Genomic DNA, 14,289 nt, shown 5'->3' with positions numbered 1-14,289 from the left:
TTAACTCACCTTTTTCTATCAAGTATTCTTCTTTTTAACTTTATCAAAATGTTTATTAATTTCGTTTTAGTCAAAATATATAGTAACCTGTCATTTAATGATGTAGTAAATATATTTTTCATTTTAGTAAATTCATCATCTAATAATGTTCTATCCATAAGTTTAATTGCTAAATAGAACCTTTTCCGTGTATATTTTTCTTTAACTTTATCTAAATATAGTTCTTTTTCTAGCTTATCCATTGGAATAGACGCAATTGTATGATTGAGTATATCTTCATGTTCATATGTCCTAATTAAATAATCTGAGTAGTTTATAATTTTATGAGAGTGACTTTCACTTCTGACTACGTAAGTATAAAGAGGTTCATTTATGAAACCACATTTAAATTTATAAAAAACTGGTAATAACATTTGCCAATTTTGCCCTTTTTGTTTGGAGTATATCTTTTTATTTGGGTTTACCTCTAGAAATGCTTTTGTTCTTACCATAAAACATCCAGGAGCAAACCAAACTTTATCCTCAATAATATAATCTAAGAACAAATCTTCTTTGAATTTATTAGAATTGTCCTTTGCAAAATAATTTAATATTTTTGATGTATTGTTCTCGTTCACTATTTGGGCATCACTTCTCACAATATCATATTCATTATTTTCTTCTAAAAATTTAACCTTTTTTTCAATACTATCCGTAGATAAAATGTCATCTGAATCTGGCCACGTTAAATACTCTCCTTTAAAAATTTTCAATCCTTTATTTAGAGCTTCCGCTTGACCTCTATTTGATTGGTAAATATACAAAAACTCAATATTGTTATCAAGGAATTTTCTCTCATAAGATTTTGCTATATCTGAAGTTTTATCAGTAGATCCATCATCTATCAGTATAACCTCTAGATTATTGTAACTTTGATTTAATACCGAATCTAAATACCGTCCTAGAAACTCCTCTCCGTTATAACAAGGAGTAATTATGCTGACTTTCTTCTCCATTTATTTTTCTCCTTTAATATAGATTTAAGAATTTTTATTAACTCCTTAAATTCATGAGTTCTATAGAAAATTAAGACTAATGATATGCTTGAAAAAAATATGCAAAAAATTATTCTATAGAAATAGTCTACGATAGAACTTCCTATAATAATCTCGGTATTTATCCAATTAGTAAAAACGATTAATAACGTTAAAATAATCAAGTACTTTAGATATACAACAAAGTAGGGCATAGATGAGGTATTAAATATATATTTATAGACATAATATGGTCTTTGCCAACATGGTAATAATATACTTGAAATTAAAGTCCCTAAAAATATTCCCATAAGACCCATATACTGGACTAGAATCAATGATGCGACTAAATTAATTGCAGCCTGAATAAGAGGACTAAATTTGTCTATATCATAAAGACCTGCAGCTGTTTTGACAGTATTAACAGGAATTCTCATTCCAGTTAAATAGTAATTTATTATAACTATTAAAATTATTTCTTGTGGCAACGTATATTCTTTTCCAATCCAAATCTCTATAGTTGGATTAAGTAAATTATAAAAACATATTGATATTAAGCTATATATCAAAAATCCTATAAAATTAATCATTTTAAATATCTCTATTTTTTTTTCATCAGAAGCTGTGGCGATTAAATTTCCCATACTAGCTGTTATACTAGTAAAAAATAATGTTACAAAGGTAGTTATTGACGAAATTATTAATAAATAATTCGAGTAAATTCCTACAATACTTAAGCTAATGAAAGCTGACATAATTAAATTGTCAGTACCATTAATGCTGAAGTCACCTATTTTGTGAAATATCATCGCTTTTACATTTTTGGTAATGGTGCCTAGATCACTTTCTGATAATTTTCCGATATTTTTTTCTTTCAAGAATGGATATATTTTCATTACTTTAGCGTTCACAAATAGTGTTTGTATTATTAACATTAATGTATTTACCAACAAATATAGTATAAAGTCTTCCAAAGAAATTAAGATTAATACCTGCGCAGTTACGCTTAACACATTAAATAATACATATGTAGTCGATAGCATATATTCCTTTTGACTAGCAACCAATAGTACTACTTTATAGTTAATAAAATATGGAATTACAGTATTAATAATATACATGAAGAAAATCAATTCTAGATTATTTATTCCATTAGCATCTTTTATAAAGAAATCAATAAACAACATTAATATTAAACCTAATACAAGAACCAAAATCCCTATGTACCTATAAACTTTTTTATAAAAATTCATAAGTATCTTCATTTGTTCAATATTATTATTCGCGATTGGCTTATACAAGCTAAAAGTGATTGCTGTTCCAATGCCTAATTCTGCAATTGATAACATAGAAATCACATTCAACATTAGTCCGTTAATTCCCAAATATGTTATTCCAAGGACATTAATAAATACCGTTCTTGAAATAAAATTTAATATTAGACTTACTAATTTTATTCCAATACCAGTTGTAAAATTAAGAATAGAGTTTTTAGTTCTCATTACTTATCTCCAAGTATTTATTCCTGATTTAATTATCCATTTTATATTAAAAAGGCCAATCTCTTGGCCTTTTTAATCAACTTATAGACTTAATTTCTTTTATAGTTTTAATTATTGAGTTTTCTGCTTGTTTATTTTTTTCTTTCATAAGAGTTTGAATTTGAATATATTCTTCATCTATTTTGTCAATAAGGTTTTTGAACTTTACTTTCATCTCATTATAGTTTAGATGCCTTACATCAATTATATATTCGCTCAAGCCGTATCTTTCTCCAATGATTCCCCAATACTTCGTACTATAAGATAGAGCTATAGATGGAATTTCACATTGAATTGAAGAAACAATAGGATGCATTCTACTTGAAATTGTAAAATACGATTGTTGTATATAACTCCTTACTTGAGCTGGATACATTTCTTCATTAAATATAATAACACTGTCTTTGTATTTATCTTTAATAAGTTCATATAACTCATTAGCAATGATTCTATCGTCTACATGTTTTGGTAATAATACATGCGGCAATAGCAAAAGTTTTTTTTCTGGAAACTTATTTAGAATTTCATCTATCATAAATAAATTGAATTCTATCCAATCTTGGCGATTGCCTTCTTTTGAATATCTATAGATCAATTCACTAGGACAATACGTTATATATTTCTGATTTCTTTCTTCTTCTTTTTGATTATTTAAAGCTATTAGAGCTAAATCATCTGTAATTTCTATATTCTTCAAATTAATTTTTTTTAGATATTCGTAAGTAAGAGGATCCCTTGGATAAATCATATCTAGTTTGCTCAATAGATGCTTCATTATTGGTTCTCTAAAGTTCTCATAGGGACCCATTGTTTGACCTATCATTATGACTTTCAAACCAGCTCTTTTTAACAAATTAAATTTTATTGCATTTAAGATTGGTCCTTTCCAACCATAATCTTCTGTAAAATCATCTCCACCTAGCACGACGACCAAATCAATTTCTTTTGAAGATTTATCAATAACATTTTTTAAACCAGAATAGCTTTTTAAATAGTCAATCTTTTTTATACCCTTGTTGAATAGTGAATCCATTCTAACAGCATGAATATTTTCGATTTTTGTTGCATTTTTCAATCTTAAGATATTTATTTCATCATCAGTTTCAACAAAATATTTGTTGTCATTTCCTAATATCTTGTTTGAGTAACTAATAAAATTCTCACACATCATCATTGATCCATAATTAAATGTATTGGGACAATTATATATATATATGTTCACTTTCAAGATTCCCCTTTAAATAAACTAGTTAAATATTTTATTAATTATTTTTTTTATTCTCATCATATTAATAAATACTACTGGAGAGAATAAAAACAATTTCACCTGCAACTTAAGCTTAGTACTTCCTTGAAATCTACCCATTAAATAGTTTACTTCTTTATTCAAGCCTGGATAGTGTTTATCTATCTCTAGTAACAAGTCCTTAGCTTTAGCATTAGTATTCTTCGAAGAGTTATAATCATAATTAACACATGTAAAAAAATTCACTAAGTATGTTCTAACTATAAAATTATTTTTGATATAATTAGACATTTCACTAAGCTCATAATTTTGCTTGCTCTCAAAAAAGTTTATTGTTCTTTTCATCGCATTGAATACATCGAATTTCCTAATATTATAACTATTAGAGATTGATCCTATTCTAGTAACATAGAACAGTAAAACTTCATTTACAAATTTAATTTTGCTGGATTCAGATAAGTATTTATAAATAAATTCTTGATCTTCCCCATTTGAGCAATCTTCTGTAAACCTAATATTTTTATCTAATAAAATTGATCTTTTATATGCAGCACTGCCTATAGCTATAAATAATTTCTCTTCCACAATAATATTTTTTATTCCTTGATAACCTGAGAATTGATTAAGATTTTTATATTTACTAAAATAGTGTTCAATAATATTATTGTTTTGATCGACTCTATCATAACCCCAGCATACAACGTCATTTTGTCCATCTAAATGCTCTTCGAGAGTCTGCATTAATCTTTCACTAACCAAATCATCTCCATCTAGAAATAGTACATAGTCACCTTTTGCATAATTGATACCTGTATTTCTAGCAGAACTAACACCGCCATTTTCTTTTTCAATCACCTGAAAATTTCTAAAACTATTATTACATAAATACTCCCTAGCTATATCTGAAGTCCTATCCGTAGATCCATCGTCAACAATTATTACTTCATACTCATATTCGTTTTGATTAGTAAGAGAACTTAAAGTTTTACAAATATGAAAACTTAAATTATAGGTAGGTATAATTACACTTAATTTCATTTCTACTCCTTAGGAAATATTAATTCATTATTTAACATTTACAGTTGGGAATAATCTTTAGTGTTTAATTCAAATCTTTCAATTATAGTAAAAGATTTAATAGCGGATAGATAAAAACAGAATGGGACTACAAATTGAATTGTTGAAAGGGTATTATCTACAAAAGTAAATACAAAAAAACCTATAGTGAGGCTTAAGAATAAAATTCGGATATTATTGGGTAAACATAGCACTATATTTACCAGTATTATTCCAAGAGATATGAAAATTAGTATTGCACCAATAAAACCACTATCAAAATAAAACCTAATATATTCATTGTGAGGAACAGTAAAGCCACTGTAAAGACTTCCATCATTTGCAACTAAAACAGCCCCAAGACCTTGACCAAAAATTTCTGACCCAACTGCATTTTCTATAAAGTATTTCCATGCAATGTCTCTTCCAGAGAGGTTTATACCGATACTACCTGCATTTGCGTTGAAAGATCTAACAATAAGATTCTCCCATTGAGTAATTAATAGCGTAATAACTGTTATAACGAATATGCCTATTGGTACTAAAACATAAATTTTACCTTTCATAATTTCTTTCAACTGATTAAAAATAAAAACCAGGATTATGAATATAGAAGATATTAATGCGCCTCTTGTTCCGGTACTTAGCAATATCAAAAAGTTTAAAATGGCCATAAAAAAGAAAAACATCTTTTTATCAGGACGTCTTTTTATCTCTATTAAACTAATAGACATTCCTAAAAAAGCTAACATTGCTAAATGCGGTCCAATATTCGCTCCTTGTAACCTTTTTCCACCGTAGTATTCTTCAAGAATAAAGTCGTGTAAACCCGCTTGAGCTAGGATAAAACCAACAACAACACTAAATATGGATAATAACGGAATTATCGAAATGATTTTATTCGAGATTGGTGTTTTCCATTTAACTAACAATATTGTAAATGGCGCTACTAAACCTATAAAAGAAATAAAGGGATCGACCATACTCATCCTTGGATGAAAAGAAGAAAAAGTATAGGAAAATACTAATATCATAAACAAAGAAATTACAGGAAGTAAATTCAGAAGATTAATACCATAATACCGAATGGAAAATAACATTACTATTATAATTAAAAGCTTGTAAAAAGTAGAAGCATCGAATCCAAAAATTGAAAACGTAAGCAATAGATTTAGTGAAAGCGAAGATAATATTAGTAACAATAATGGAATATTATTTGGTTTACTAATTAACCATATACTTATACTAAGAAAAGCAAGTATTATTAAAGGTAATACTGAATACAAACTTACCAAGCTACCAAGAGTTACTCCTAGAAAAGTTATAAAAATATATACCAAATATTTGTTAACACTTTTGCTGCCGATCCAATTAATTAACATAGTTACACCTTTTTCAGAAAAATCTAGTGATATTTAGGAATTCAGTATTTCCTTTAAATCTTTACTATTGTTTATTAGTATATTTAGATTTATTTAGATTTATTTAGATTTATTTAGATTTATTTAGATTTACACTATTATACAAACTTACTATCTTATCAACAGAACGGAATATGTTATATTTTTCTTCGATTTTTTTCATGTTGTTTTTTTTATACTTTTCATGTAAGGAAGTATTATTTAATAAAAATAGTAGACATTCTGCTAAAGAATCAATATCACCAGGCTTAAGAATAAAACCATTTTCTTCATCTACGACCGAGGTAATAGATCCAACGTTAGTAGTTATTACTGGCAAGCCATAACTCATTGCTTCTAAAACTGACATTGGCATCCCTTCATTATAAGAAGGGAGAACATATAAAATACTATTTCTATAAATTTCCTCTATTTTTGATTGATCTGAAATCCATCCAGGAATCACAAACATATCTTCCAAGTTTAAATCTTTAATTTTTCGTTTAACTTTATCAATTTCTCCATCACCAGCTATCAAAAATTTATACTCAGGGTTGATTTGACCTTTTATTTTTGAAGCAGCTTCAATTAAATCGTAAGTTCCCTTTCTTTCAGATAAAATACCCATTGTCGAAATATATAACTTATCTGTATCTTTATCAGATTCTTTTTTTGGAAAGACAGCATTATCTAGACTAACTACTTTTGCGGTACTCAATCCTTCATAGTATTTTTTCCATTGGTCGCCTAACGCGATAATTAATGTTGTCTTGTTAAGGGTGCTCTTAATTATATTCTGCATTTTAATAGAGCTTTCATTGTAAAATTTTTCAAATTGAGAGCCATGCATATGAAGAATAATTGGTATATTTTTTTTGTGCAATAAATTAATTATTAACATTTTCCTGATAAAACTACCTCTATAGGACATGTGAATATGAGCTACATCGTAAGTTCGGTTAATAAAAAACAACTTAAATACCAGCCTGCAATACTGTAAAACAAAATACAATATATTTATTACATTTTTGCTCCCCAAATAAGTAGGTAAATGTTCTAGATTAACTTTTTTTGATAAACCCGCCTCTTCATAGTTCCTTAACACCGTGGTTATACCACCCGTTACACGTAAATGAGAGCCAATCATAAGTACCTTCATGGTTGCTCCTTTTCTGACACTATTAATATTATTAATAATCATTTTTTTGGATGAATTCTTCTAATATACTTATTATATTCTTAGTATTTGATTCGTACGATTCGAAATCCATTGCAACAACAGTTTCAATGGCTTCTCCAATATCATTTATATCCTCTACCGCATATATCAAATTCGAGCTAGAAAACTGATTAACTATTTCTACCTGGTGATTATCTACATGCTCCCCAAATTCTTTCATCCTAGGGACACCGATAACTTTCTTGTTTTTCTTAACACCGTTAATAATCGAACCAGTTCCCCCGTGAGTAATTATAATTGTGCTTTGATCAATATATCTTACAAATTCATCTTTATTCAGAAAATCTTTAAATCCGTAAAATTCTGGCTGATATGAAGAGTAACCAGTCTGAGCGAAAATATTATTCGAGCTAATTATTTTTTTAAACACTAACTTATCAATTTCTTCGAGCAATCTATTGAATTGAAATTTCTGAGATCCTACAGTAACAAAAATCAATATATCCCACCCCCATATATAGCATCTGGGTATAATTTTTTCATATCTTCCCATTGAACTATAAATAAATCTGCTATCTTATACATGAATTTACCAGTTATTGTACGGGAATTAATTTTAGAGAAAGATTCTATAAATATTATTTTCTTTTTAAACATCTTGGCAATTATACAAATTGGAATAGTAGCTAAAGCACCTGTAGAAACTAATATATCGGGTTTTTCTTTCAAGAAAATTTCCAATGATTTTAGAAAGATAATTGTGAATTTACAAAAAAATAGAACTTCTCGCCTATTAATTTGATTTAATTTATAAGTTTTAATCCCTTTTGTATCAAATTTATATTCTGTATCTTCAGTAACAATAATACTCTCGTGCTTTTTCATCATAGGATATAACATCATCAATTGCTCTAAATGCCCACCCGATGATGCTGTAAAACAAACTTTCAAATGAAGTCCTCCTTTCATTAAATTCTATAATGTAAATTCCTTAGAGCGTTGAAAATATTTGTATTAAAACGCATCTTTAGAACCGAATAAGACAATAATTGTTTTAAATAGAATTTTGATATCTGTAATTACAGATTGGTTTTTTATATAGTAAAGATCCATTTCTACCATTTCACGAAAGCCTACACTGTTTCTTGCACTAACTTGCCACACACCAGTACAACCAGGTGTAACAAATAGTCGCTGTTTATCATAATCAGTGTACTGCTCAACCTCTCTTGGAAGCGGAGGTCGCGGACCTACTAAACTCATGTCCCCTTTAAGGACATTAAACAGCTGAGGCAACTCATCAATACTTGTTTTCCTGATTATTTTTCCAATTCTTGTAATCCTTGGATCATTTTTCATTTTAAACATAGCGCCAGTTACTTCGTTAAATGCCAGTAATTCTTTCAATCTCACTTCGGCGTCGCTTACCATTGACCTAAATTTGTACATGTTAAACTCTTCTCCGTTTTTACCGACTCTTTTTTGTGTAAAAAAGATTGGTCCTCTTGGATCCTCAAGTTTAATTGCAATAGCAACTATTATAAATAAAAAACTCAAAAGAATAATTCCCAAAAGAGCTCCTGTTATATCCATAGAACGCTTAACAAGTTTGTACGTAGACGTTGTTGTATTAAAATTTACGATTGTCTGATTTTGCGAGGACTGTGCCGTACTTTCCTTTGCCCACTCTGACATTTCCGCGCCACTTCCTTAATTCGATAATTTTAGAGTTTCCTTTTCAACCAGTTTTTGCATGAGTTCAACCAAATCATTTTTAAGGTCTTCATGCTGCAGGGCAAATTCAATTGTCGTCTGAATGAAGCCGAATTTTTCACCCACATCATATCGCTTCCCAGCGAAATCATAAGCATAGACATGCTGCTTCTCGTTTAATGTCTGAATAGCATCTGTCAGCTGAATTTCTCCGCCTGCACCTGTTTCTTGATTTTCTAAAAGTTCAAAAATTTCTGGTGTTAAAATATACCGTCCCATAATTGCCAGATTTGACGGGGCCGTACCCTGCTTTGGTTTTTCCACAAACCGTTTTACTTGATAAAGCTTTCCTTTTTTTGTCAAAGGATCAATAATCCCATAACGATGTGTTTGATCATTTCCAACCGTTTGAACGCCAATAACAGATGTTCCAGTGTTGTCATATTCGTTGATTAATTGTTTTAAGCATGGTGTTTCAGCTTGTACAATGTCATCCCCTAGCAATACTGCGAACGGTTCGTTTCCGATAAATTTACGTGCGCACCATACGGCATGTCCAAGACCTTTGGGTTCTTTTTGGCGGATGTAATGTAGGTTAATTCCAGAAGAATGTTTTACTTTTTCAAGCAAATCATATTTTTCTTTTTCTATTAGATTTTGTTCAAGTTCAAAGTTATGATCAAAATGATCTTCAATCGCTCTTTTGCCTTTGCCTGTCACGATAATTAGGTCTTCAATTCCAGATTCAATGGCTTCTTCGATGATATATTGGATTGTAGGCTTATCTACAATAGGAAGCATCTCCTTTGGCATTGCCTTTGTGGCAGGTAAAAAGCGTGTTCCTAATCCCGCAGCTGGAATAATAGCTTTTCTTACTTTCTTCAATTAGAACTCCCCTTTTTAGTTAACAGCTGATTTATTTAAGGTATTTATCGTTTTTCTACCCATTGAGTGATATTCTAGGTTGTGATTCTTAACAACTTCAAGGTCATAGCAATTGCGGCCATCGAAGATAATAGGTGATTTCATTTTCTCTTGGAATACTTTCAAACTTATATCTTTAAATTCATTCCATTCTGTGAGAATTAGTGCGGCATCTGCATCAATTAAAGCTTCAGCTGCATTTGAAGCAAAATTCACTTTGTTATCAAGAACTTTTTGAGCGTTTAACATTGATACAGGATCATAAGCAATTACATTTGCGCCCTTTTTAATTAAATGATTCGCAATTACAATGGAAGCTGCTTCTCTCATATCATCTGTGTTTGGTTTGAATGCTAAGCCCAAAATCGCTATCTTTTTATTTTTTAAACTCTCAAATCGATCTTCAAGCTTATTCAGTAGGATTTCCTGTTGTTTTTGATTAACCCGGACTACACCTTTTAATAGGTCAAAATCGTACTCTACATTCCCTGCAATTTGAATAAGTGCTTTAGTATCTTTCGGAAAACATGATCCACCATATCCAATGCCAGCGTTCAGGAACTGAGAGCCAATTCTACTGTCCTGGCCCATTCCGTTTGCTACGTCTTCAACGTTGGCATTCAATTTTTCACATATATTTGAAATTTCATTAATGAAACTGATTTTTGTTGCAAGAAATGCATTGGCAGCATATTTAATCATTTCTGCACTGCGGATATCAGTCTTGAATATCGGAAGTCCGAATGGCTTGTTAATTTCTTCTAGGGTAACTGCCGCTTTCTCTGAATTCGAACCAATGACAATTCGATCGCCATTGAAAGAATCATAAATAGCGGAGCCTTCTCTTAAAAATTCGGGGTTCGAGACAATCTCTACTCTCACATCGTGAGATAAATTACTTTGGATTACTTCTTTGATCCAGTCATTCGTTCCAACAGGGACCGTACTTTTAGTTACAACTACTACATCCTGTTTCACATTCGTAGCAATATCTTTTGCTACTAGTTCAACAAATGTCAGGTTGGCAGAACCATCTTCTTTTTCAGGAGTGCCAACAGCGATATAAATAACATCTGCTCCATTAAAACCCTCAGCATGGTCCGATGTGAAAAACAATCTCTTTTCATTAATGTTCTTCAACATGAGTTCATCCAGTCCTGGCTCAAAGATTGGAGATATTCCTGCCTGCATTTTATCGACCTTTTTTTGATCAATATCAATACATGTAACAGTGTGGCCAATTTCAGACAGGCAGGTTCCAGTCACTAGACCAACATACCCAGTTCCCACAACTGCAATTTTCATTACGTTCACCTTTTTCTTGTCATTTATAATTAAAATAGGTAAAGGAATAGCGATCCCCTTGTAACACTCTTTCGTTAAGTATTTTGAATATTAATAATATTGGGCATTCAACCCATCCTCACACCACACTTTTGACGACAGGCGTCTAAGGTCCCTCACCCACAATGCAGCCGAGTGCCTCCTTTGATAAGGGTGGAGGAGGCATCACCAATTCCTTTTTAAAAGATTCCTAAGAACTTCTTTTTCTTTATTCTTGTTGGATCCAACCTGAAGGCTGTTAAGTTTTGCACGAGGAGTTCAGCATTTTCTTTAAATAGGTACTCAGCCTGAGATCCAAATTCTTTATTAAGAACGATATATCCATCGACTAATCTGAACGGACGATTTTTCAAGCTGTGAACATCCGATGCGAGAAAATGAGTTAATTGTGCTTCTACAAGCTGCAGGGTGAATTTCTTAATGTTTTTTCCGAAGTTCCCCGTGATGCTCGATGATGTAATCTGAGTAAGTGCTCCTTTACTTACAAGCTTGTACAAGAGATCAGGGTTTGCTAAGAATTCTGCGTTTCGTTCTGGATGAACAATAATTGGTGTAAGTCCCTTGAGCTGAAGATCAAACATCATTTGCTCCGTGTATCTAGGTACGTGACCGGAGGGAAGCTCGATAAAAACATAGTTGGTGTGATTGAGCGGCAGGATGACGTCGGTTTCTAATTCATTCATCAAGTCTCCATGAATTCGTGTTTCCTGCCCAGGTAATATGGTTAGAGGAATGGTTTCATTTCGAAGTAGTGTGTTTAGTGCTTCAACGTTTTTTAGAATGCTTTGTTTGCCGTTTATGTATTTGCCATTTTGATGATGGGGTGTGGCGATAATTGTAGTGATGCCTTCTTCCACTGCCGCTTTAGCAATTTGAATCGCTTCTTCAGGAGTTGCCGCTCCGTCATCTACCCCGGGTAAAATATGTGAGTGAATATCAATCATAAGAACCACCGCCCATAAAAATAAAAATAGGCATTAAGATTTATAATGCCTATTTACTTTTGTTAAAAATTCAAGATAACACTATACTTGGACCTAGTCCAAAAGATTCGAATATTGTCGAATTCATTATTTTGTTGCGTAATAGTAATACTGACTATCTTGTTGTTTTTTGTTATTAAGGACTGTACCCAAGATCTTAGCTTGCGATTGTACCAGAGCATCCTTTGCTTTTTTCGCTCCTTCAAGGTCCGTTTTACCACTGCTGACTACAAGCAGAGCACCATCGACTATGTTTGAAAGAATCTGTGCATCTGTTACAACAAGTACTGGAGGCGTATCGAAAATAATCATATCAAAGTCTCTTTTTGCATCTTCAATCAGCTGCTTCATCCCTTTTGAGGCCAATAATTCAGATGGGTTCGGAGGGATCGGTCCGCTTGTTAAGAGATAAAGATTCTCTTGATCTGTGTATTTAGAAGCTTGAGTAACGCTTGTTTGCTTTGTTAGGACATTAGTCAATCCTGAGAGGTTGTCTACTTTAAACGTGTAATGTGCTGTTGGTTTTCTTAAATCTGCATCTACCAATAAGACTTTTTTACCTTGTTGAGCAAATACGACTGCAACGTTCGCTGCTGTAGTTGATTTCCCTTCGCCTGGTCCAGCTGACGTTACAATCATAGATGTAATCTCTTCATCAACCGTTGAGAATTGAATGTTCGTACGGATTGTCCGGTACTGCTCTGCAATTGGTGATTTTGGAGCTGTCATTGAAACTAGACTTCTGCTTTGAATTTGAAACAGCTCTTTCCGATTTTTACGAGCCAAAACTCTCACCTCTCGTTCTTTCAACGTTCGTTTGCACATTCTTTTGATTTTGCATTTCCTGTTCCATATCAATGCGTGTAATTGCTCCTAATACAGGAAGACCAAGGTGTTTTTCAATATCTTCTTCTGTCTTAATCGTGTTATCCAAATATTCAAGAAGAAACGCAAGTCCTACCCCCGCTATTAGACCCACAATCATAGCAATCGCAATGTTCAATAGTGGTTTAGGCTGTATAGGAGAAGGATCTGTCCCTAAGTCTGCTTTTGAAAGAATACTTACATTGTTGACATTCATAATTTTAGCGATGTCATTTTGGAAGACCGTTGCAATTGTATTTGCAATTTCAGCTGCCTGCTCTGGCTTTTCATCCTGTACAGATATGGTCACTACTTGAGAGTTCTGTTCACTGGCAACCGTTACATTTGAATTTAACTGGCTGCTTGACATGTCTAAATCAAGTTGTTGAACGACTTTGTCAAGGATTGCTGGACTTTTAATGATTACGTTATAAGTATTAATGAGTTGAAGGTTCGTTTGCACTTCGCCTGGATTAAATGACTGCTGATCACTCTTAGCCTGATTCACTAGTATTTGAGTAGAAGATTGATAGATGGGAGTAAGAACAAAAAAACTGATAAGTCCGCTTGTGGCTGCGGCGATGGCCGTGATAATGATGATGAGTGAAAGACGTTTCTTTAAAGTTTGAAACAGCCCTTTCAAGCTGATGTTTTCTTCCATGTTGACCTCCATTTTTTGTATGTAATCGAAAAAGCACAAAGAGTATTATATTAAAAGACCTAGTGATTTGCTACAGATTTTTACAGTAAAAGTGATAATTTCCTCATATTTTATCAATTATTGGTTTTTCTTGAACAATAATGACAATTATAACAAGGATTTGTAAATTGTGTATTAATTTTTTTCCAATGCAAAAAGGAGACCCGCATAAACGCGAATCTCCTGACGAATTATAGGCCATTTATTAAAACGGTTACAAGCGCTGTGATTGCAATTGTTAAAACCGGAATGGTTACAGTAACGACGCGCTTTTTCAGTTCTCTCTTCCGTTCCATTTCCTCTGGTGTAATCCATTGACTCATTG

Annotated in this window: 15 protein-coding genes; all 15 read right to left on the bottom strand. The window is 31.8% G+C overall.

The window, feature by feature from the left end; all coding sequences use genetic code 11:
* Window positions 1-5: 5 nt before the first annotated feature.
* The 15 genes from RKD52_RS02005 to RKD52_RS01935 all read right to left on the bottom strand — a co-directional run bounded on the left by RKD52_RS02005 (window position 6) and on the right by RKD52_RS01935 (window position 14,287).
* On the bottom strand, window positions 6-995 hold the full coding sequence (locus tag RKD52_RS02005; protein WP_454098454.1) for a glycosyltransferase: 990 nt from the start codon (window positions 993-995) through the stop codon (window positions 6-8).
* Window positions 974-2,515 carry a lipopolysaccharide biosynthesis protein gene (locus tag RKD52_RS02000; protein WP_454098453.1) on the bottom strand — a complete coding sequence of 514 codons (1,542 nt, stop codon included), beginning with the start codon at window positions 2,513-2,515 and terminating at the stop codon, window positions 974-976. The genes RKD52_RS02005 and RKD52_RS02000 overlap by 22 nt, the downstream gene beginning before the upstream one ends.
* A 76-nt stretch (window positions 2,516-2,591) precedes the next feature.
* A complete protein-coding gene (locus RKD52_RS01995; protein ID WP_454098452.1) occupies window positions 2,592-3,776 on the bottom strand; it encodes a polysaccharide pyruvyl transferase family protein in 1,185 nt (394 codons plus the stop codon).
* Between the two features lie 24 nt (window positions 3,777-3,800).
* On the bottom strand, window positions 3,801-4,838 hold the full coding sequence (locus RKD52_RS01990) for a glycosyltransferase family 2 protein (RefSeq protein ID WP_454098451.1): 1,038 nt from the start codon (window positions 4,836-4,838) through the stop codon (window positions 3,801-3,803).
* A gap of 38 nt (window positions 4,839-4,876) precedes the next feature.
* Window positions 4,877-6,238, bottom strand: coding sequence for an O-antigen ligase family protein (locus RKD52_RS01985; RefSeq protein ID WP_454098450.1), 1,362 nt, complete (start codon window positions 6,236-6,238; stop codon window positions 4,877-4,879).
* Window positions 6,239-6,347: 109 nt separating this feature from the next.
* The gene (locus RKD52_RS01980) at window positions 6,348-7,415 is read right to left on the bottom strand and encodes a glycosyltransferase family 4 protein (protein WP_454098449.1); all 1,068 of its coding nucleotides are present in this window, start codon (window positions 7,413-7,415) and stop codon (window positions 6,348-6,350) included.
* A 31-nt stretch (window positions 7,416-7,446) separates the two neighbouring features.
* A complete protein-coding gene (gene pssE, locus RKD52_RS01975) occupies window positions 7,447-7,935 on the bottom strand; it encodes a PssE/Cps14G family polysaccharide biosynthesis glycosyltransferase (protein WP_454098448.1) in 489 nt (162 codons plus the stop codon).
* A complete protein-coding gene (pssD, locus tag RKD52_RS01970; RefSeq protein ID WP_454098447.1) occupies window positions 7,932-8,387 on the bottom strand; it encodes a PssD/Cps14F family polysaccharide biosynthesis glycosyltransferase in 456 nt (151 codons plus the stop codon). Before pssD ends, pssE begins: the two co-directional genes overlap by 4 nt.
* A gap of 63 nt (window positions 8,388-8,450) precedes the next feature.
* Window positions 8,451-9,131: a sugar transferase gene (locus RKD52_RS01965; RefSeq protein ID WP_454098446.1), complete on the bottom strand. Its 681-nt coding sequence runs from the start codon at window positions 9,129-9,131 to the stop codon at window positions 8,451-8,453.
* Between the two features lie 15 nt (window positions 9,132-9,146).
* Complete coding sequence (gene galU / locus RKD52_RS01960; protein ID WP_454098445.1) at window positions 9,147-10,034, bottom strand: UTP--glucose-1-phosphate uridylyltransferase GalU; 888 nt, start codon at window positions 10,032-10,034, stop codon at window positions 9,147-9,149.
* Between the two features lie 15 nt (window positions 10,035-10,049).
* Entirely contained in the window at window positions 10,050-11,378 is a 1,329-nt protein-coding gene (locus RKD52_RS01955; protein WP_454098444.1) for a UDP-glucose dehydrogenase family protein, read from the bottom strand.
* A gap of 218 nt (window positions 11,379-11,596) precedes the next feature.
* On the bottom strand, window positions 11,597-12,361 hold the full coding sequence (locus RKD52_RS01950) for a tyrosine-protein phosphatase (protein ID WP_454098443.1): 765 nt from the start codon (window positions 12,359-12,361) through the stop codon (window positions 11,597-11,599).
* Window positions 12,362-12,487: 126 nt separating this feature from the next.
* Window positions 12,488-13,186 carry a CpsD/CapB family tyrosine-protein kinase gene (locus RKD52_RS01945; protein ID WP_454098442.1) on the bottom strand — a complete coding sequence of 233 codons (699 nt, stop codon included), beginning with the start codon at window positions 13,184-13,186 and terminating at the stop codon, window positions 12,488-12,490.
* Window positions 13,176-13,925, bottom strand: coding sequence for a YveK family protein (locus RKD52_RS01940; protein ID WP_454098441.1), 750 nt, complete (start codon window positions 13,923-13,925; stop codon window positions 13,176-13,178). Before RKD52_RS01940 ends, RKD52_RS01945 begins: the two co-directional genes overlap by 11 nt.
* A 230-nt stretch (window positions 13,926-14,155) precedes the next feature.
* Window positions 14,156-14,287, bottom strand: coding sequence for a hypothetical protein (locus tag RKD52_RS01935; RefSeq protein ID WP_267881656.1), 132 nt, complete (start codon window positions 14,285-14,287; stop codon window positions 14,156-14,158).
* Window positions 14,288-14,289 lie beyond the last annotated feature (2 nt).

The sequence above is a fragment of the Metabacillus sp. SLBN-84 genome (assembly GCF_053629595.1).
Note: the sequence above shows the minus strand (reverse complement) of the source record. Positions and strands in the feature narration are given on the sequence as shown.

What these genes read in the sequence shown, in the direction of transcription:
- RKD52_RS02005 (WP_454098454.1), bottom strand. Translation starts at nt 995, where the DNA reads ATGGAGAAGAAAGTCAGCATAATTACTCCTTGTTATAACGGAGAGGAG.
- RKD52_RS02000 (WP_454098453.1), bottom strand. Translation starts at nt 2,515, where the DNA reads ATGAGAACTAAAAACTCTATTCTTAATTTTACAACTGGTATTGGAATA.
- RKD52_RS01990 (WP_454098451.1), bottom strand. Translation starts at nt 4,838, where the DNA reads ATGAAATTAAGTGTAATTATACCTACCTATAATTTAAGTTTTCATATT.
- RKD52_RS01985 (WP_454098450.1), bottom strand. Translation starts at nt 6,238, where the DNA reads ATGTTAATTAATTGGATCGGCAGCAAAAGTGTTAACAAATATTTGGTA.
- RKD52_RS01980 (WP_454098449.1), bottom strand. Translation starts at nt 7,415, where the DNA reads ATGAAGGTACTTATGATTGGCTCTCATTTACGTGTAACGGGTGGTATA.
- RKD52_RS01965 (WP_454098446.1), bottom strand. Translation starts at nt 9,131, where the DNA reads ATGTCAGAGTGGGCAAAGGAAAGTACGGCACAGTCCTCGCAAAATCAG.
- RKD52_RS01955 (WP_454098444.1), bottom strand. Translation starts at nt 11,378, where the DNA reads ATGAAAATTGCAGTTGTGGGAACTGGGTATGTTGGTCTAGTGACTGGA.
- RKD52_RS01950 (WP_454098443.1), bottom strand. Translation starts at nt 12,361, where the DNA reads ATGATTGATATTCACTCACATATTTTACCCGGGGTAGATGACGGAGCG.
- RKD52_RS01940 (WP_454098441.1), bottom strand. Translation starts at nt 13,925, where the DNA reads ATGGAAGAAAACATCAGCTTGAAAGGGCTGTTTCAAACTTTAAAGAAA.
- RKD52_RS01935 (WP_267881656.1), bottom strand. Translation starts at nt 14,287, where the DNA reads ATGAGTCAATGGATTACACCAGAGGAAATGGAACGGAAGAGAGAACTG.